The organism is Gallibacterium genomosp. 3, from assembly GCF_001678475.1.
Taxonomy (GTDB): Bacteria; Pseudomonadota; Gammaproteobacteria; order Enterobacterales; family Pasteurellaceae; genus Gallibacterium; species Gallibacterium faecale.
In genome coordinates this window covers 1-19107 of the sequence record NZ_JTJR01000043.1, presented here as the reverse complement: position 1 = coordinate 19107, position 19107 = coordinate 1, and the positions used below count along the sequence as shown (strand labels likewise).

At 36.4% G+C, this 19107-nt stretch carries 13 protein-coding genes; 11 read left to right on the top strand and 2 right to left on the bottom strand.

Annotated features, from left to right (window positions below; all coding sequences use genetic code 11):
- The first annotated feature begins 7 nt into the window (after positions 1–7).
- The 11 genes from QV06_RS09745 (at position 8) to QV06_RS09695 (ending at position 15327) form a co-directional block, all read left to right on the top strand.
- Positions 8–3082 (top strand): virulence factor SrfB, encoded by a 3075-nt coding sequence (locus QV06_RS09745; RefSeq protein WP_065237969.1) that lies wholly within the window; start codon positions 8–10, stop codon positions 3080–3082.
- A complete protein-coding gene (locus QV06_RS09740; protein ID WP_065237968.1) occupies positions 3082–5745 on the top strand; it encodes a putative virulence factor in 2664 nt (887 codons plus the stop codon). Before QV06_RS09745 ends, QV06_RS09740 begins: the two co-directional genes overlap by 1 nt.
- Before the next feature lie 14 nt (positions 5746–5759).
- Positions 5760–6713, top strand: coding sequence for a hypothetical protein (locus tag QV06_RS09735; RefSeq protein WP_065237967.1), 954 nt, complete (start codon positions 5760–5762; stop codon positions 6711–6713).
- A gap of 36 nt (positions 6714–6749) precedes the next feature.
- Entirely contained in the window at positions 6750–8732 is a 1983-nt protein-coding gene (locus QV06_RS09730; RefSeq protein WP_065237966.1) for a vWA domain-containing protein, read from the top strand.
- Positions 8733–8751: 19 nt separating this feature from the next.
- The gene (locus QV06_RS09725) at positions 8752–9513 is read left to right on the top strand and encodes an ABC transporter ATP-binding protein (RefSeq protein WP_065237965.1); all 762 of its coding nucleotides are present in this window, start codon (positions 8752–8754) and stop codon (positions 9511–9513) included.
- Complete coding sequence (locus QV06_RS09720; RefSeq protein ID WP_065237964.1) at positions 9470–10693, top strand: ABC transporter permease; 1224 nt, start codon at positions 9470–9472, stop codon at positions 10691–10693. Before QV06_RS09725 ends, QV06_RS09720 begins: the two co-directional genes overlap by 44 nt.
- On the top strand, positions 10686–12227 hold the full coding sequence (locus QV06_RS09715; RefSeq protein WP_065237963.1) for an SUMF1/EgtB/PvdO family nonheme iron enzyme: 1542 nt from the start codon (positions 10686–10688) through the stop codon (positions 12225–12227). The genes QV06_RS09720 and QV06_RS09715 overlap by 8 nt, the downstream gene beginning before the upstream one ends.
- A gap of 1 nt (position 12228) precedes the next feature.
- Positions 12229–12948 carry a hypothetical protein gene (locus tag QV06_RS09710; RefSeq protein WP_065237962.1) on the top strand — a complete coding sequence of 240 codons (720 nt, stop codon included), beginning with the start codon at positions 12229–12231 and terminating at the stop codon, positions 12946–12948.
- A 3-nt stretch (positions 12949–12951) separates the two neighbouring features.
- Positions 12952–13434, top strand: a complete 483-nt coding sequence (locus tag QV06_RS09705) for a hypothetical protein (RefSeq protein ID WP_065237961.1) — start codon at positions 12952–12954, stop codon at positions 13432–13434.
- Between the two features lie 54 nt (positions 13435–13488).
- Positions 13489–14841, top strand: a complete 1353-nt coding sequence (locus QV06_RS09700; protein ID WP_065237960.1) for a hypothetical protein — start codon at positions 13489–13491, stop codon at positions 14839–14841.
- A 66-nt stretch (positions 14842–14907) separates the two neighbouring features.
- A complete protein-coding gene (locus tag QV06_RS09695; RefSeq protein ID WP_065237959.1) occupies positions 14908–15327 on the top strand; it encodes an OmpA family protein in 420 nt (139 codons plus the stop codon).
- Between the two features lie 177 nt (positions 15328–15504).
- Here the strand turns inward: QV06_RS09695 and QV06_RS09690 are convergent, their stop codons facing one another.
- Both QV06_RS09690 and QV06_RS09685 read right to left on the bottom strand, forming a co-directional pair.
- Positions 15505–17034 carry a pyridoxal phosphate-dependent decarboxylase family protein gene (locus QV06_RS09690; RefSeq protein ID WP_065237958.1) on the bottom strand — a complete coding sequence of 510 codons (1530 nt, stop codon included), beginning with the start codon at positions 17032–17034 and terminating at the stop codon, positions 15505–15507.
- Positions 17035–17133: 99 nt separating this feature from the next.
- Positions 17134–18495: a diaminobutyrate--2-oxoglutarate transaminase gene (locus QV06_RS09685; RefSeq protein WP_065237957.1), complete on the bottom strand. Its 1362-nt coding sequence runs from the start codon at positions 18493–18495 to the stop codon at positions 17134–17136.
- Between the last annotated feature and the right edge of the window lie 612 nt (positions 18496–19107).

Here is a 19107-nt window from a genome sequence, read left to right as displayed (position 1 = left end):
AATAACAATGCTTCCAGAATTACATTATTTAGGCAAAGAAGTTTCGCTTGTAATGAATAGCGGGATTCAATTTATTGATTTTGGATTAAAAATTAACTGGAAAGAAAGAGAATGGAAAGATATTTCTACTGGTTATTTTATTTCTTCAGGTGAAAATGGACCATTACGCCGTTTAATAGAAGATCCTATCAGAGATGGCTATTATGATCCTTCACAGCCAGGACGTATCGTAACACCAGAACAAGATATTAGCGTCGAACAGTCATTTACATTATTTAATGGCCTATGGATTCCTATTCCATTTTTAAGAACTGTACCACCAGATCGTTTTGATGAAGGACCTTATAACTGGGCCCGTGTCAGAGTCATTCAACTCGATCAACCAGATCAAGAGGGGAATACTTATCGCGTCACATTTGCCTTTGATACAAAAGTTTTCCCTAACAGCCAAGATGTTGCTTATTTAGCGCCAACAGAGGAAGATATTCGTTCTGGTGTAGTTTTTGGTTTAGCACATCAATCAAATCAAATGTCTTGGTTCTTAGATTTTAATTGGATCAATGATTGGTTATTAGAGATCTTTAAAGAACAAGCTCATTTAATTCGTTTAACTGATTTCGAAGAAATTAATGATGCTGTGAAATTAAAAAATCACCAAGCACATTACCTAAATCTTCTCTCTATTTTAGGTACACGCTTATCTCTACCTAATATTAAAGTTGTTTCCAAAAAAGCAGATGATATTGTTGAAGCCATTCCTGTTGATATGATCCTAGATGTAGGGAATTCTCGGACTTGCGGTATTTTGATTGAAGATCATAAACAAGAGAAAGATGGTCTAAAGAAACGCTATGAATTAGAACTAAGAGATTTAAGTCGCCCACAATATGTTTACAATGAGCCTTTTGAAAGTAGAGTAGAATTTGCCCAAGCGTTTTTTGGCAAAGAACATTTCTCTGTTCTTAGTGGGAGAAGAGATGCGTTTCAATGGCCAACAATCGGCCGTATTGGAAAAGAAGCTTCTCGTTTAGCCAGTCGCCGTAATGGTAACGAAGGCGCTACTGGTCTTTCTAGTCCTAAACGTTATTTATGGGATACAGAACAGTATGGTCAAGGTTGGCGATTTAACAGTACTTACGTCAAAACAGATCATGAACCTCATGCTACCGCAGAACCTTTATCAAGCCTTATTAATGAATACGGAGAAGCCTTACACATTCTAGATGATAATATTGATGAAGAGTTTGATCGAAAAATTCCTGTATTCCATCCAAAATACTCTCGTAGTTCATTGATGACATTTATGTTATCAGAAGTCTTGATGCATGCATTGGTACAAATTAATAGTCCTACCCAGCGAGCAAAATTAGAACATTCTCGTACACCTCGTTATTTACGATCTATTATTCTTACAGTTCCACCAGCTATGCCAAAGCCTGAACGAGAGATTTTCCGTAATTGTGTTTATCAAGCAATCGGTTTAGTTTGGAAAAGTTTAGGATGGGATAAATCAGATCAAGATTTAGATTTTGACTCTAAAGAAAGTCGAGAACAATATTGGCCAATATTGCCTGAAGTTGTTATTCAATGGGACGAAGCTACTTGTGGACAAATCGTATACCTCTTTAATGAAACACAAAATAATTATGGTGGACGCCCAGAAGAATTTATTGCGGCATTAAGAAGAAATGATAATCACCAGAAAAATACTATTACTATTGCAACCGTTGATATTGGAGGCGGTACGACAGATTTAGTTATCAACGATTATTCTCTTGATTATGGTTCTGGAAATTATAATGGTGGCAGTAATGCTCATATTGTACCAACCCAACGTTTTAGAGATGGTTTTAAAGTCGCTGGCGATGACATTTTATTGGATATGATCCGTGATGTTGTCGTACATTCTTTAGAAAGAGGATTAAAAGAAAAAGGGATTTCAGAGCCTGATTCTATTCTCTCTAAATTAATTGGGTCAGAAGAGAGATCTGTACAGGATAAATTATTACGTCAGCAATTAACCTTACAGGTATTTATGCCAATTGGACTTCGAGTCCTAAAAGAATATGAGAATTTTGATCCTTGTTATAGCGAAGCCACACTGTCTGATCTCACATTCTCTTCTCTATTAAGCGAAGTTGAGCGTCCAACAGAGAGAGTTTTAGACTACATTAATGAACCAATCAGACGTGAATTAAATGATCCTACTTTCAATATTTTAGATTTACCAATCGAGATCAATTTACGCGAAATTCATAATCGCTTTATGTCTGGTAATTATTATGATATTTGCAAAACATTTAATGCATTATGTGAGGTAATTAATTGTTATCAATGCGATGTCTTATTACTAACAGGCCGTCCATCACGCTTACCTGGGGTACAAGCTTTTTTCCGCTCACGTTTACCATTACCAGTAGGGCGTATCTTGCCATTAAATAATTATCGCACTGGTAACTGGTATCCATTCCATAAGCAAGGTCGCATTGATGATCCTAAAACAACCGCTTCTGTTGGTGCTATGTTATGCTTTTTAAGTACACATCAACGCTTACCAAACTTTTATTTAAGAGCGACGGCATTAGTTGCCTACTCTACTGTTAAATATATCGGTTTACTAGATAATAATAACGTGATTAAAGATAGTAATATTTATTATCGAGATATTAATTTAGATGATCCTGATTATGAATTACCTGATACCCACTTTGAAGTGAGAGGATTAGCTCGTTTAGGATTCCGTCAACTAAATGTAGAGCGTTGGAGTGCAACACCACTCTATTTACTCACTATCGAAGATGATCAACTCAATCGCGAACTTGTTGATGGCGGCGTTTTAGACATTACGTTACGGATTAAAAAATCATTAGGCTTAGCCTCTAAACAAAAAGAACGTATTGAAAATTTTGAAATTGTTACGGCTGAATTACGAATGTTAGATGGCAAAGTCAAAAAAGTGAGATTAAGACGTAATGAACTAGGTGACCCTCAAATTAAATTAACCTTAAATACCATGACAGATGCAGGCTTAAAAGATAGCTTATATTGGTTAGACACCGGCAGCGTTAAACGGGAGAAATAATGAATAATATGACACAACAATTAGCACAATCGTGGCAAGACGTTTTTAATTCATCCCAATCTGCAATTGACTGGGTTGAAGATGTCCGTCCAAGTGTAACTCGTTTGAATAACGAAGCAGACAGTTTAATTTTAGAGCTACGCCGATTAAAAAATATGGCGAAACGTTTGGGAAATGTCTCCACTAAACCAATTACTGCTGGCTTTTTTGGCTTATCTCAAGCAGGTAAATCATTTTTAATCTCTGCCCTAGTTGCTGATGAGCATGGAAAATTAGAAACGAATTTTGATGGCCAACGTCTCGACTTTATTAAACATATCAATCCACCAGGTGGTGGTAAAGAGGCAACAGGTTTAGTAACCAGATTTACCCGTAAACCAGTTAAATCTATCACCGGTTATCCATTAGAATTACGTTTATTTAGTGAAATTGAAATAGCTAAAATTCTCGTTAATGCTTATTTTAATGATTTTGACAAAGAACGTGTTGAATATGAAATCACCCAATCCCGCGTAAATAGCTTAATTAAATCTCTCAGCTCTCGTGTTTCTGTCCATCCTATAGCCGGTGTAAATAAAGATGATGTTGTTGATTTACAGGATTATGCATTGGATAGTTTTGGTAAATCCTTATCTGTTTTACAAGGGAATTATTGGGCTAATGCAACTGCATTAGCTCCTTATTTGACCATTACAGAAAGAGGACAGCTTTTCTCTATTCTATGGGGTGAGATTAGTGAATTGACCGCTATTTATGTGCAATTTGCTAATTTATTAGCGAAATTAGGGCATCCTGACTCAGTTTATGCACCATTAAATGCCATCGTTAAAACAACAGCAGACGGAAAGCTATCTCAAGCAGATAGCATTATGAATGTAGATATGCTAGAACGCTTGGGTACAGACAGAGATGAGACAATTCATGTGCGCCCCGCTTTCAATGAAGATATTGGCGATAGTGTAGAAATTTCATTAGCTGAATTAACTGCTCTCACTGCAGAATTAGTGTTTCCCCTTATCAATCCGACTCGCGTCCCAGCAGCGGAGAATTTAGATTTACTCGATTTTCCTGGATATCGCGGTAGATTAGGTATTACCTCCCTATCAGACATTAATGAAGGTAATCCCGTTTCTCAATTAATCTTACGCGGTAAAGTTGCCTATCTTTTCGAACGCTATACCGATAGCCAAGAAATGAATATTTTGATTGTATGTACACCATCAACAAAACAATCTGATGTTAATAGTGTAGGACCTGTGTTAGAAAGATGGATCAATAAAACCCAAGGAGATTCTCCTGAGCAACGTAGTCTGCGTAAACCAGGTTTACTCTGGGCAATTACAATGTTTGATATGCGAATTAGTCAGGATCTTTCTAAAGAAGAAGAGTTACTAAAAATTTCTTGGGGTGCTGGCGGATTATTAAAACAAACGATCTTAGAACGTTTTGGTAATTACGATTGGTTTAATAATTGGGAGAATGATAAACCATTTAATAATGTTTTCTTAGTCCGTAAACCTGGCTTTAAAGTAGCTTTCTTAAATGTTGAAAATGATATTGAAGTAAGTATTAATGAAAACGAACGCAACCAATTAAATTTATTAAGACAAACCTTTTGCCAGGATCCTGATATTCAAAAACATATCGCTAATCCAGAAGACGCTTGGGATGCCATGTTGTTATTAAACGATGGTGGTATGAAACGAATCAGTAATTACCTCGAAACCATCGCTTTACCAGAAGTAAAACAACGCCGCTTAATTGAACAACTTAATGAACGAATTCATCATGTTGTCGAAAACCGTTTTGCTAATTGGTATCACAGTGAAGGTGAAGAGGAAGTAGCTAAAAAACGCCAACTTGCTAATGTTGTAGCTAAAATGCTCCTACCACAAAGCCCTCGTGCCGTAATGATGGGAGAGCTATTACATCATCTACAACTACCAGAAGAAACTATTCGCTCGCTCTATTTTTCTGATTTAGATGATTTAACCGAAAATAACTCTGAGCAAACAACACATAATCCTGTTGTCGATGATTTTGATTTATTTAGTGATCCAATGCCAACAACCGTAACGCAACCAAAAGTAAGCGAAAAAATTGAAAACTCACGCTTTGCTCAAGCTGTTTTTAAAGCTTGGGTCAGTCATTTACGTAATTTAACGTCTGATCACAAACTGATGCAATATTTTGGATTAACACCAGAAAATATAGAAAATATAGTTAATGAGCTGGTTACTGGAGCAAATCGCCTAAATTTACAAGAGAAATTATCAAAAATTGCCTTGCATAATGAAAATAGTGGCAGTAAAAGAGATCAATTAGCTGAACGTCAAGTATTTACTATGAGTACAGCAATCTCTGACTTTATTGCATGGTTAGGTTATGCAGATATTCCTTTAGAACAGCGCCCATCAAGTCGTGCTGTACCAGATACAGTGATTTTTGAACAACGTAGTATTGAACAACATAACGGTTTGCCAAAATTAAATGATCAAACAAGTAATTATAGTGATGGTTATCGTCTTGATTGGTTAGTCGCATTTGGACATTTTGCCGTAAACAACGCTGGTCATAGCGCCGGTCGAGAAATTAGCCCTGAACAAAATGCACAATTAGGCACAGTACTAAATGGATTCAGTTCAGCATCTATTACAGAATAAAATGAGGAAATATTGTGTTAAGAATTGAATTAAAAGAAGACAGCCCAGGTTTCGCTCAATTAAACGCACGTAAATGGAAAGGCTCAAATAACGTGGAATTTGCTATCCAACGTAATCAAGATAGCTATTATTTTCTAGGAAATAACAATTGGGGGCCTGAACCTGTATGGCATAAAGCGCCAAATATGAATGTTGTTGGTGATGCATTGCAAGGTAAAGTGGGACCTTGGCTAATTGATTCCTTAGTTAACCAAAGTGGTAATGTCCGCTTCTTACTACAGATAAGGGATGAAAATATAGAAGATAATGGACCAATCAACTTTATTGGTAACATCCTAGCGTCTTCAGCTGGAGGAGATTCCTCTCGTACAGAAAATATCAATGAAGTCTCTGAGACTCCGATAGAACCGCTTATCGAACCAATCGAAATTAAAGAAGGGCAACCTGCTATTACAGAAGAACCTATTATTCCTGAAGCGATCACTGAACCTGTACCAACGCTTGAAAAGCAACCTGAGAAAAAAAGCAAAATAGGTCTAATCATTGGCTTAATTATCTTATTATTATTGCTTGGTATCGCTGCTTATTTCTTCTTCGCTAACAAAAGTGCCCCGACAACAACTGCAGATCCGACAACTAATTTAGGTGAATGTAGCGTTAGTAATAATGCCGATGAACTTGCATTTGTACAAGCTTGTTTAAAAACTAAACCAGACAGTAAAAAGATCTTAGAAGTTATTGCTCAAGCAAAATCAGCTAAAAAATGCGGTATTGCACAACGTCTTTATGCTAATCAAGCTCAAGGAGGTAATGCTGACATTGCGGTTGCTTATGCTAAAGAATATATAGATGGCAATGAGTGTTTTGCAGTAAGTAAGGATAACGCTATTTATTGGTATGAAACCGCTCTTTCTATTGACCCAAATAATGAAGCAGCGAAAAAAGGATTAGCTGAATTGAAAAAATAGAAGCAAAAAACAATCAATTTCCTAAGGAATAAACATATGGCTAAATTGAAACTAACTCCTTTATATACTCTATGCTTATTACCTTTAATGGTATTTGCTAATGAGAAACCTCTATTGCAAGAAGGAAAAACAACATTATATCAACGAGTATTAAGCACCCCAACTTGTGAATTATTGGCCGACAATAAAGCAAAAACCGGGAAAAAAATTCCAACATTTTCTCGCTATTATGTTTATAAAAGAGAAAAAGTTACCAATAAGCAATTTGTCTTAATAGGTCCAGACACATTTGGAAAAACTGTAGGTTGGCTTGATGAAAGTTGTGCCGTACCTTGGAATATGCAAATGACACTTGTCTTTACTAACCCTTCAGACAGAGATCGCTTGCTTTTCTTTAAAGATAAAGCCACTTTAGATGAAATTGTTAATGCGGATGATCCAAATAAATTACTCCAACCAATCCGTAAAGATTTAGCTAATAATAAAAATAATCCGGCTGTACTTGCTCAAGAGCCCGCAGAATTTGTTGATTTCCAAAAAAACTTCTACTTGTTACCAATATTACAAGGCGAAGAAGTGATGAATGCAAAAGGATTTTATGAGCGAGTATTAGAAGTTGCTTCGGTCAGTAAAAATGATCAAACGTTAGCTAAATCTACTTCATCTAATCAAGCATCTAATACCACAAATCAAAATAGTAAAGATCCACAAGAAATTGTCGGTTTCAGCGCTGCTGTTGTCTTTGTTATAGACTCTACAATTTCGATGGATCCTTATATCAATCGTACACGAGAAGCGATTAAACAGGTCTATCAACAAATTGAAAAAGAAAAATTAGGACAACAAGTAAAATTTGGTTTAGTTGCATTCCGCTCCAATACTGATGCAGTAAAAGGTTTAGAATATACTTCAAAGCTTTTTGTTGATCCAAATACAGTAAAAAATGGGCAAGATTTTATGCAAAAAGTTGCTTCTTTAAAACAAGCAACAGTATCCAGCAAAGAATTTAATGAAGATGCTTACGCTGGTATTAATCAAGCTCTTAATGATATTAAATGGAATAATTTCGGTGCCCGTTATATTGTGTTGATTACTGATGCCGGTGCAATTGATGGTAATAATCCAATTTCCACAACTGGTTTAGACGCTAAACAGTTACGTTTAGAAGCACAACATAAAGGTGTTGCTATCTATGCTCTTCACTTAAAAACACCTGCTGGAGCTAAAAACCATCAACAAGCACAAGAGCAATATAATGACCTCGCCTTTAATAACTATTTAAATAAAGCATTGTATTACCCTGTCAATGCTGGAGATGTAAATGAATTTGGTGAAAAAATTAGTAAATTAGCCAAAGCATTAACTGAACAAGTAAAATTAGCTTATCGCGGGGAGATGGCTGCTGGTAGCGCCTTAACCGCATCTAATAGCCAAAATGAACCGAAAGATGAAATTGAGCAAGATGCGATCTTATTAGGCAAAGCTATGCAACTTGCATACTTAGGTGATGTAAAAGGAACTAAAGCGCCTCCTGTATTTAAAGCTTGGATTAGCGATCGCGATTTTGTTAAACCTTCTATCCCAACAGCTGAAGCTCGAATATTGTTAACCAAAGCCCAATTAAGTGATTTAAGTGACATCGTAAAAAAAATCGCAGATGCTGCAAATGAAGGTTTAATCTCACCAGATGATATGTTTGCTCAACTTCGTTCTATTGCAGCCGCTATGGGACAAGATCCTAATAAAATCAAATCTGATAGCTCAACTAAAATTGTAGATCTCGGTTTATTAGGTGAATACTTGGATAATATTCCTTATAAGAGCCAGGTCACCTCAATTGATGAAGACACCTGGAAAGGAATGAGTGCACAAGAACAAGAAAAATTTATCAGAGATTTGCACAGTAAATTACGTCATTATCGGATCTTCAATGAAGATCAAAGTCGTTGGATTTCATTATCTGAAGGTAGTGATCCAAGAGACTTTGTCTATCCTGTTCCATTAGAAGCATTACCATAATAACTTCAAAGGTAAGATCATGCTAATTATCGAGAATATGTCTATCACTCGAGGAACAGAACAACAAAGTTTTACTGTTTCATTACCACAGCTACAAGTAACCGAAGGTGAGGTTATTGCCATTCAAGGTATGAGTGGCTGTGGGAAAAGTACATTATTAGAAATGATTGGCTTGATCTTACAACCAGACAGACTTGATCGTTTTGAAATAGAAACGCCCCATCAATCTATCGATATTCGGCAATTAATTCAACAACACCAACATCAACAATTAGCTCAAATCAGAGCAAAACAGTTAGGTTTTATGTTACAAAATGGTGGATTATTACCATTTTTGACGATTGCGCAAAATATTGCTTTACCAAATGAGTTATTACATTCAACAATAGATCAACATTGGATATCTTCTTTGTGTGAACAACTGCATATTCAACATTTATTAAACAAATATCCAAAACAATTATCTATTGGCGAGCGACAACGAGTCGCATTTATCCGAGCTATTGCTCATAAACCCTCACTTTTATTAGCAGATGAACCAACATCAGCTCTCGATCCCCATCATGCCAATACGCTATTCGATTTAATGATAAAACTAGCTATTCAACAAAAAATTGCAATCTTATTAGTCACACATGATTGGGAACTTACGAAGTCTCATAATTTACGTATATTCCAAGCTGATTTAATTTCCTCACAACAAGCTATTTTTAAAGAAAAACGAAGAGATCAAAAAGATGATACCTATATGCTATCTACAGAAAGCTGTTTTGCTGAGTAAACTTGCTTCAAGAGATCTTTTTTATGATCGGAAAGTCTCTTTTTGTATCATTGCTTCATTAATTGCTGTGATCGCACCACTATTACTCCTTTTTAGTTTGAAATATGGTGTTGTATCACAATTACGAAACCAATTATTGAATGATCCACGTAATTTAGAAATTAAAATTGTCGGTAATTTAAACCTTTCACAACAATGGTTTCAATGGATTGAATCTCAACCAGAAGTACAATTTGTCATCCCTTTAACTCGCTCACTAAATACAATTGTTGATTTACGAGGTAAAAACAATCGCTTTATTGCTGATGTAGAAATATTACCAACAAAACAAGGGGATCCCTTTGTACAACACCTATTACCAAATCAACATTCTATTATTTTGAGTGCATTAGCTGCAGAAAAATTGAAAATCAACATAGGCGAACAAATAGAGCTACTCGCAACAAGAACCTACGAAAATAATATTGAAAAGGGAATTCTTTCTTTTACAGTTGTAGATATTATTCCCGAAACTCGTTTTCCTAGGGCTGCAGCCTTTGTTGATTTAAATATACTTCTTGGGATTGAAGATTTTCGTGATGGGCTACAAACTGCCCTCTTCCCTACAATGCAAGGAGATTCTCCTGCCCAAACTAGAACAACCTTTGCCAGAGCAAGAATTTACGCTAAAACTTTAGATGACGTTTTACCATTAGCTCAAAAACTCCGTGAGAAAAACATTGATATCCGTACAGAGGCTAAAGCTATTGAAAATGTTAAAGCCATTGATTCTGTTTTAGAAACCATCTTTACCGTTATTGCCGGAACCTCTATTATTGGTTGTCTTTTATCACTAATTGGTGCTTTTTTAGCTAATATTGATCGTAAAAGAAAAGAAATTGCTATTTTACGATTACTTGGGTTTCAAGCAACAAGCGTTGTCAGTTATTTAATTTTACAAGCTATTATCTTAAGTAGTATTTCATTCATTCTATCTTATCTATTCTTTTTAGTAGGTAGTCAATTATTTAACCAAAAATTAACTAGCCACTTAATGGAAACCTATTTTGTTAGTAGTTTACAACCAATACATCTACTCATTGCATTCACAATTTCTTTTATTTTAGCTGGTATTGTCGCCGCTATTGGCGCTATCCGTGCCCTCAAAATTCAACCTGCGGAGAGTTTAAGAGATGTTTAGATATACTTTTGTATTCCTTAGTCTATCTTTTTTTGCTGCAACAGCACAAAGTGCTTGGGATGAAAAATTTTACAATCCCCAGCCTCTTGCTGATGATGTTATTCTTCCTTTACCTTGTGAAGGAAGTATGGCGTTTCGGATCGTTAAAACAAATACCCATAAACCACTAGAAGATACTTCTATTACGCTAGGTGGTAATCGTCAACAAGATGGTTATGCTGAATATGCAACACCTAATTACATTACTGGCGGATTTACAGATAAGCATAATGAACGCTACTTTTTATTAGCAAAATATGAAATTACCGATGCACAATACCAATCTGTGATGGCAGAAAAATGCCCTACTCCAAATATGAAAGGGTTATTACCAATTACCAATATTAGTTGGTTTGATGCTATTACTTTTACTCAAAAATATAATGAATGGCTATTAAAAAATGCAAAAGACAAATTACCTGTTACTGATGATGGTACGGCAGGTTTTATCCGTTTACCTACTAATGTTGAATGGGAATTCGCTTCTCGCGGCGGTGTTGCTGTAACACCTTCTGAATTTCGTGAAATTACCTTTCCAATGAAGGGAAATTTAGCTGAATATGCTTGGTTTAATAATGCAAAATCAGCCAATGGTCGTTTACAAGTAATTGGTCGTTTAAAACCTAATCCAATTGGACTATTCGACACATTAGGTAACGCAAGTGAAATGATGTTCGATAGTTTCAAACTCAATAAATTAAATCGCTATCACGGACAAGATGGAGGAATTACTGTCAGAGGTGGAAGTTACTTAAAATCAGAATCTGATGTAAACAATATCTCTCGCTTAGAGATTCCATACTATGATAAAAATGGTGTAAAAAAGGCAAAAGATATCGGCTTCAGAGTAGCCATTGTTGCACCATTATTAACATCAAGTGAACATATAAAACAACTACAAACGGAATGGGAAGCGTTAGGCCAAGACAACAAAAAAAATAATAATCAAGCTGAAGGCGCTGAAATTGTTAATAAGTTAGCAGCACTGGCTAATACCACTATTGATGAAAAATTAAAAAAAGAACTTAATAATACTAAAGAACAATTAAGAGCCGCTAACTTAGAGCGAGATGAACAACGAGATGCGGCTATACATTCAGCACTACAATTAGGCGCTTTTTTATGTGCAAATGTTTCTGATTTGGACGGAGAAGTCGAACAAAATCGAAAAATCGCAGAAGCGATGACTTCATTATATCCAAATACAGAAAAAGAAACGGCAGCTAAAGCCCGCTTAACAGAATCAGAACAAGCGCGTGATTTTGTCTTAAAATACTATGCTGATACCATAGTAGGGAGCTCTGCAACCTATAATAAACAAACAATAGAATCCCAAGTAGAACGTGCTAACACAATTGTAAATAGTAGTGGTAAAGCCAATTTGGTAAAATATGTCGATCTCTACTGGAAGCATCTTGCTCAGTATTATCAAGATGGAAAAATTAATCGTCAACAATGGTTAGAAAATTGTACACACATCAAACAGGAGAAATAATATGGTCAAATCAACACCTTCATTATTAAGCGTATTAGCATTATCTACAACTCTGATTCTAACAGGTTGCCAAAATATGGGTAGTACTTCCAGTTCTAGAAGTAGCTTATCTACTGGTGAAGAAGCACAATTTTTTAGTGAATCAGGTCTAGGTGCTTGTGCTTGGGGTGCTGCAGGTGGTGCCGTTCTTGGTGCTGGTGCTGCATTATTGGCAGGTAAAGATGCTGGAACAGCAACAGTTGCTGGTGTAGCTGGTGCTGCAGTTGGTTGTGGTGCGTTAATGGGAACCAACTATTATTTAGAAAAACAAAGAAAAAGTTATGCTAAAACCGAAGATCGCCTGAACTCTTATATTGCGGAAACTCGTAAAAATTCAGAGATGGTTAGACGCGCAACAGCAAAAGCAAAAGGTCAATTAACCCAAAATAATCGACTACTTGCCAATATGAATAAACAATTAAAATCTGGTGCAATTCAAAAAGCAGAAGCACAAAAACAATTAGCACAAATTGACGCTGATATTAATGCAGCAAAAAATAATCTTGCTTCTATGAAAAAGCGGGCACAAACATTACGTGAAGTAGCAAGCAAAGAAAAAGCCAGTGGTATGAAAGTAGGCAAATTTGAAGCTGAAATTGCAAATTTAAATAAACAAATTGCTGCATACGAACGCTTAGTCGATGCATCAACTAAACAACGTTCTGCTATTCGATTGGGGTAACAAATGAAACAAGTAAAAATTATTTCAATATGTGCAATCCTTACGGCTTTAACTGCTTGTTCAGTTTCACCTGAACAATGTGATCCAAGCGTAGAAACCAGTATTTGGAATAAAATGGCGTGTACAAGTTCTGGAACATATGATCATCGCGTTCAACAAAAAGAACAAGCATTACAAAGTGAGCAAGCAACAAATGCTACACTGAATCAAACATATGCAAATACACAGCAACAAGTCACTGTGTCTCAACGTAAAGTCGCACAAAAAAAGGCTGAGTTAGCTAAGTTAAATAAATCAGTAACTACTTATACTGCACAATTAAAACAAAAAGCTAAAGGTAAAGAAGATGTACTAGCTGAAATCAAAAAAGCTGAACAGGAACTTAAGAATATCAATAATTCCTCAGCAACTGACGCAGAAAAGCAAGCTGAAATAGAGGCATTAAAACGTAAGCTGGAAGCATTACAAACAGCTAGTGGTATTTAATTTTTGCAAATAGGTAGTATCAACTACCTATTTTTATTGTTTTGAGGTACACCTATGCAACGTTTAGCTCGATTTACTATTCAACAAGAACATAACAATGCGATTCAACTTTTATCACATTATGATGAGTTGATAGCCATTATTATGCGTCATCTCCCACCAAGTACGGCGACTCTATTTGCGCGACCAGAAATAAAAGAAGAGGGAAAAATTGTAGAATGGTATAGTGATCTCCAAGGTCAACCTTATCTGCTAAAAAACAGTATTACGGATCAGCAAAAATTATCCTCTATTCAACCATTAATTGAATCACGGCTTAATGCGATTAAACAATTAACCCAAACGTTATCTCAACAAGGACATATTACTCCACAACAATCGAATTTATTAACACAACTTATTGATGGTGCAAGCCATGACACAAAACAAATCTATATCATTAATAATGATCCTGTGATTGTTGGATGGGGTGTAGGGAAAAAACCTGCTACACCTCCACCAATTCCTCCTGTTTCCCCCGCTTCTCATCGTTGGTGTTGGTGGTTATTACCACTTTTATTGCTTCTTTTAGGATTACTATTCTGGTGGTTTTATTTACATAAAACATCTAAAGATACCCAGCCTATAAAAGAGGAAACAGTAATAACTGAACCAGAAAATAAACCAGTGATTCAAGAACCACCACCCCCGCCAAAAGTATGTCGTCAGAAATTGACACCAGCAGAAGCACCACAATTAGCAGTTATCTTTAATAACGCTTCTGGTATGCGTTACACAATAAAAGAATCTATCCAGACAATTCGCCAATTTGATGAATATCTCAAACACCATCATGTTTCTCAAGAAAGAATCAATTATATGTTCAGAAAGCCAAATCGCTCCGATGCTGCGAAAATCGCATTTAATCAGTTATTACCTGCTATTGATCCTGCTATTGATATTAGTTTAGTTGAATTAAAAAGTTGTCTATCTAGAAGTCCTACTAAGTCTGCCACGACTTCCCATGGAATATTTAATTTCGATCAACGCAAAAATTTAGCAAAAAAAATTAATCAGATGAAAATCCGTAATCATCGTGTGCCTGGCACTCCTCTCTATGAAGGATTAGAAAAAGCATTATCTATGGTTGATGGTGTAAATCGAGAAGCATTCATTCTCTTAATTAGTGAAGGAAATGGCGATTGTACCAATCGAGATATCTGTCAACTTATCACACAAGAAGCTCAAAAGCGACCAAAACTAAAAATTAATATTGTAGGAATCAACCGTACTTGGGATGGAGATAGTTGTTTATCTGCAATCACTAATGGACAAATGCTTGATACAGAAGTTCAGAACACACAAGAATTAACAGAGTTAATTAACCAATCATTAAAGAAAGTAACCACAGAGGAGGTATGTGAATAAAAGATAATAGTAATTTTTTACCCTATTTGTTTTTATGATTAACTATATTAAATTTATGAGGTCTATATGAAGAAGTTATTTTTAGTACTAATTCCTTTTATCCTACTTTTATCTGGTTGTGCTGGTTTAGATAGAGTTTCATTATCTTCAGACACTTATTTCTCGACTAATAGTGCCAGATTAAAACCAGAAGCCATTCCTAAGATTTCAGCAATCGCTAGACGTATCGCAATGAACCCACTTATAACTAAGGTTCTTGTTGCAGGTAATACTGATTCCGTAGGCGATGCAGCTTATAACTATAAACTTTCTAAAGACAGAGCGTATTCTGTTGCAAGTGAACTTATCAGTAATGGTGTTTCAAGTAACTTAATTGTTGTTCAAGGCAATGGTGAAACACAACCAGTTGCAAGTAATAGCACTGCAAGTGGGCGAGCTCAAAATAGACGAGTGGATATTATCGTAACTGGTGCTTTAATTTTTTAAATATCGTTGTCGGTTAAGTTCAAAATAAGACAAAGGCAACAAGCCGAAGACAGTATAAATAATAGGTGTAATAGACAAATTTGTTGCTATAAGCATCTCTTTTTAGCACCTATAGTTACTAAGCCTATAATGCCCGAAACTTCGGGCATTATTGATTTTTCATTGCTGTAAACAAGATTAGAGAGCGATTGGTGGCACATAATCTCCTGTAACAATCGCTGATTTAATGCGTTCTGCTTCATTTACCACTTGCTCTAATAATGCTTTAACATTTTCAATAGTCGCAATTGGACTTAATGTGGTCATTTTTAACGCTTGTATCCCATTCACTTTGGTAACGCCAATATTCGCTTCGCCACGAGCAAATAATTCATCTGCCACATTTTGATTCAATGCGTCAATAAATTCTGCTGGATATCCTGCCGGGCAAATACGGAACAATACCGAAGCAAATTGCGGTTCAACTAACATCTCTAACATCGGTTGTGCGTTAATATAATCACTTACTTCTCTTGCCAGATAGATCCCATGATCAATCATTGACGCATAAAGATCTTCTCCTAACGCTTCCATCGTGAACCATAATTTTAGTGAATCAAAACGGCGTGTCGTTTGTAACGATTTTGCTACTAAATTTGGCACACCATATTCTTCATCATACTCAGAGTTAAGATAATCAGCTTTATAATCAATAAAACGGAAATTCCGTTCATCTTTTAATAAAAATGCGCCACAAGAAATAGTTTGGAAAAAATGCTTATGAAAATCGAGCGTAATAGAATCTGCTTGTTCTAATCCGTTTAACCAATCACGGAAATTATGTGACAAGATTAATGCACCACCCCAAGCAGCATCAATATGCAGCCAAGAATCATATCGCTTTACAATTTCACTAATAGCAGCAATATCATCAATAGCACCTGCATCTGTTGTTCCAGCAGTTGCGACAACACATCCAATAAATTTTCCTTGTGCTGTTAATTCCGCTAACGTGGCTTCTAATGCTGCAACATCCATTTGGGCATTTTGATTGGTTGGTACAGTCACCACCGACTGAAATCCCATTCCCATCATTGCCATATTTTTTTGCACTGAGAAGTGGGCATTTTCAGAACAGATAATTTTTACCTTTTGTAACGCTTCTGCTGGCAAGCCCTGTTGTTGCACAGACCATTCTGAACCATCTTCCTGCTGCCAATGTTTTGCCACACAAGCATCCCGAGCTAACAACACTCCCATTAAATTCGACTGTGTGCCACCCGATGTAAACACGCCAGCAGTCCCTTTGCCATAGCCCACTTTTTGTCTTAGCCAGTCAATTAGCTGCTCTTCCATAATCGATCCTGCTGGGCTTTGATCCCAAGAATCCATTGATTGGTTAGTCGCATTAATAAACACTTCCGCAATTTGGCTGGTCACCATAGTTGGGCAATGTAAATGTGCTAATGAATGAGGATGATGAACTTTTAAACTTGGGTGAAGAAAAATCTCGGTGAGATGTTGCAAAGTTTTTTCAATTCCCGCTCCCTCTTTAGTTGGCTTAAATTGAATGGTCGGGCGAATTTGGCGAATGCTTCCCCCTGTATACATTTTATCATTCTGCATCCATTCACAAACTGCGGTAACTGCTTGTTGCATTGCAGTTTGGTAATCATTGATCGATTGAGGATCGCGGCAAAATAATGCTCGTTTATGTTGATTTAACATAACTAAATTCCTACATAAATTGATTGATCGCTATTGATAAAAAGTACGAGAACTGGCTCGTACTTTTATCGACCATAAGCAAAGTAATTAATAATTACTCTACCCTTGCTGTAACGCATCCACTAAAGCTTGAGTAAAGCGTTTGATCATCTCTTCACATTCAGCTTGTGTAATGATAATTGGACAAAGAACACGAACAACATTCCCATTTCGTCCACCACGCTCAAGTAATAATCCATTATTAAAGCACGCTTTTTGAATTGCTGCGGCTAAATCTGGATTACCTGGATACGCGCCTGTGCGATCTGGTTGTTTGGTTGGATCAACAATTTCAATTCCCATCATCAAACCACGTCCACGAATATGCCCAATGCAAGGATATTCTTTCGCTAAGGTTTGTAATGAGGATTTTAGATATTCGCCACGTTCTTTTGCATTTTGCGCTAGATTTTGTTCACGCATAATTTTTAATGAAGCATAGCCTGTCGCCATCGCTAATTGGTTACCGCGGAATGTTCCTGTGTGTCCAGCTGGTTTCCACACATCAAACTCTTTACGAATAGCCAATACTGCTAATGGTAAACTACCACCTACAGCTTTAGACATAACAACAATATCAGGCTCAATACCTGCGTGTTCAAAAGCAAACATTTCACCAGAACGGCAGAAGCCTGCTTGTACTTCATCTAAAATTAGTAAGATGCCATGCTTTTGGGTAACTTCTCTTACTTTTTGTAAGAATTTCACTGGCGCTGGCACAACGCCACCTTCGCCTTGAATTGCTTCTAGAATAACGGCAGCAGGTTTTACTACTCCACTTTCCACGTCTTCAATGAAATTCTCAAAATAAGCGGTAACTGCCTCAGCACCAGCCTCGCCACCGATACCAAATGGACAACGGTATTCATGTGGGTATGGCATAAACTGCACGCCAGCCATTAAATTTTGTACAGCATTTTTTGCACTTAAATTGCCTGTTAGCGAAAGAGAACCATGAGTCATACCATGGAATCCGCCTGAAAAAGCAATCACATTACCACGACCAGTATAAGTTTTTGCTAATTTAATCGCCGCTTCATTAGCATCTGCACCAGATGGTCCACAAAATTGTAAACAATACTTATCCTTAGGGAAGAAAGATAATAATTCTTCGGTGAAAGCATCTTTTAATGGTGTGGTTAAATCTAAAGTATGTAACGGCAGATCACTTGCCACAGTATCTAAAATAGCCTGTTTAATTGCGGGATGGTTATGCCCTAACGCTAACGTTCCTGCACCTGCTAAGAAATCAAGATATTCTTTGCCCTCAACATCTGTTACCCAACAGCCAGAAGCTTTTGCAATCGCTAAAGGTAATTTACGTGGATAACTTCTTACATTTGATTCCATCTTATCTTGACGATCTAAATAATAAGAGTTGGTAGCATTATGAATTGATTTTATAGGGGTGATAATTGTCATTTTAAAATAAACCTTCTAATAGAGGTGAAAAAAATAAGTCGGGTGCCTTGCGGGAAGCCTAAGCTTTCTGTTTCCTACAAACAGATGCCATGGGGCATTTGACTCGCTACTTATTAAAAAAAGCGTTTCAGCTTTTTTAATTCCCTTTATGGGGAATAAAGAGAATGTTCCTTTATACAAACAAGTTGAAAAAGGACGGGCTATAGTACCTATTTTTATTAGAAAGGGAAGCTTTTTATCTGAATTTAAACGAATAAAGATAATTACGTTGATTAATTGCTTAATTAGTAAACAAGTTTTGTTTTTTGTGTTTATTTTGTGAGCCATGAATAGTAAATAATACTATTCAATTTATAGTTTGATGATAAAGTCTAAATGATATTTTTGCTAAATATCATTTAGAGTTTCGCCCTAAAGGGCGACCTCCTTTTATTCGCAAGCAAGCTTGCTCACCCTAACGGGTCGTTGCAAGCAACGTTCAAAAAGCTATCGCTTTTTGTCATTGAGTTTGCAAAGAAAAGGAGGCAAAAGACAATGCAAAGCGTTGAATGTTGCTGAAAGCAACAGCCCGAAGGGTGAGCGAAGCGAATAATGCAAACCCTCGCACACTTG

Coding starts and splice junctions, on each gene's coding strand:
- QV06_RS09745 (WP_065237969.1), top strand. CDS start 8: ATGCTTCCAGAATTACATTATTTAGGCAAAGAAGTTTCGCTTGTAATG.
- QV06_RS09740 (WP_065237968.1), top strand. CDS start 3,082: ATGAATAATATGACACAACAATTAGCACAATCGTGGCAAGACGTTTTT.
- QV06_RS09730 (WP_065237966.1), top strand. CDS start 6,750: ATGGCTAAATTGAAACTAACTCCTTTATATACTCTATGCTTATTACCT.
- QV06_RS09725 (WP_065237965.1), top strand. CDS start 8,752: ATGCTAATTATCGAGAATATGTCTATCACTCGAGGAACAGAACAACAA.
- QV06_RS09720 (WP_065237964.1), top strand. CDS start 9,470: ATGATACCTATATGCTATCTACAGAAAGCTGTTTTGCTGAGTAAACTT.
- QV06_RS09715 (WP_065237963.1), top strand. CDS start 10,686: ATGTTTAGATATACTTTTGTATTCCTTAGTCTATCTTTTTTTGCTGCA.
- QV06_RS09710 (WP_065237962.1), top strand. CDS start 12,229: ATGGTCAAATCAACACCTTCATTATTAAGCGTATTAGCATTATCTACA.
- QV06_RS09705 (WP_065237961.1), top strand. CDS start 12,952: ATGAAACAAGTAAAAATTATTTCAATATGTGCAATCCTTACGGCTTTA.
- QV06_RS09700 (WP_065237960.1), top strand. CDS start 13,489: ATGCAACGTTTAGCTCGATTTACTATTCAACAAGAACATAACAATGCG.
- QV06_RS09695 (WP_065237959.1), top strand. CDS start 14,908: ATGAAGAAGTTATTTTTAGTACTAATTCCTTTTATCCTACTTTTATCT.
- QV06_RS09690 (WP_065237958.1), bottom strand. CDS start 17,034: ATGTTAAATCAACATAAACGAGCATTATTTTGCCGCGATCCTCAATCG.
- QV06_RS09685 (WP_065237957.1), bottom strand. CDS start 18,495: ATGACAATTATCACCCCTATAAAATCAATTCATAATGCTACCAACTCT.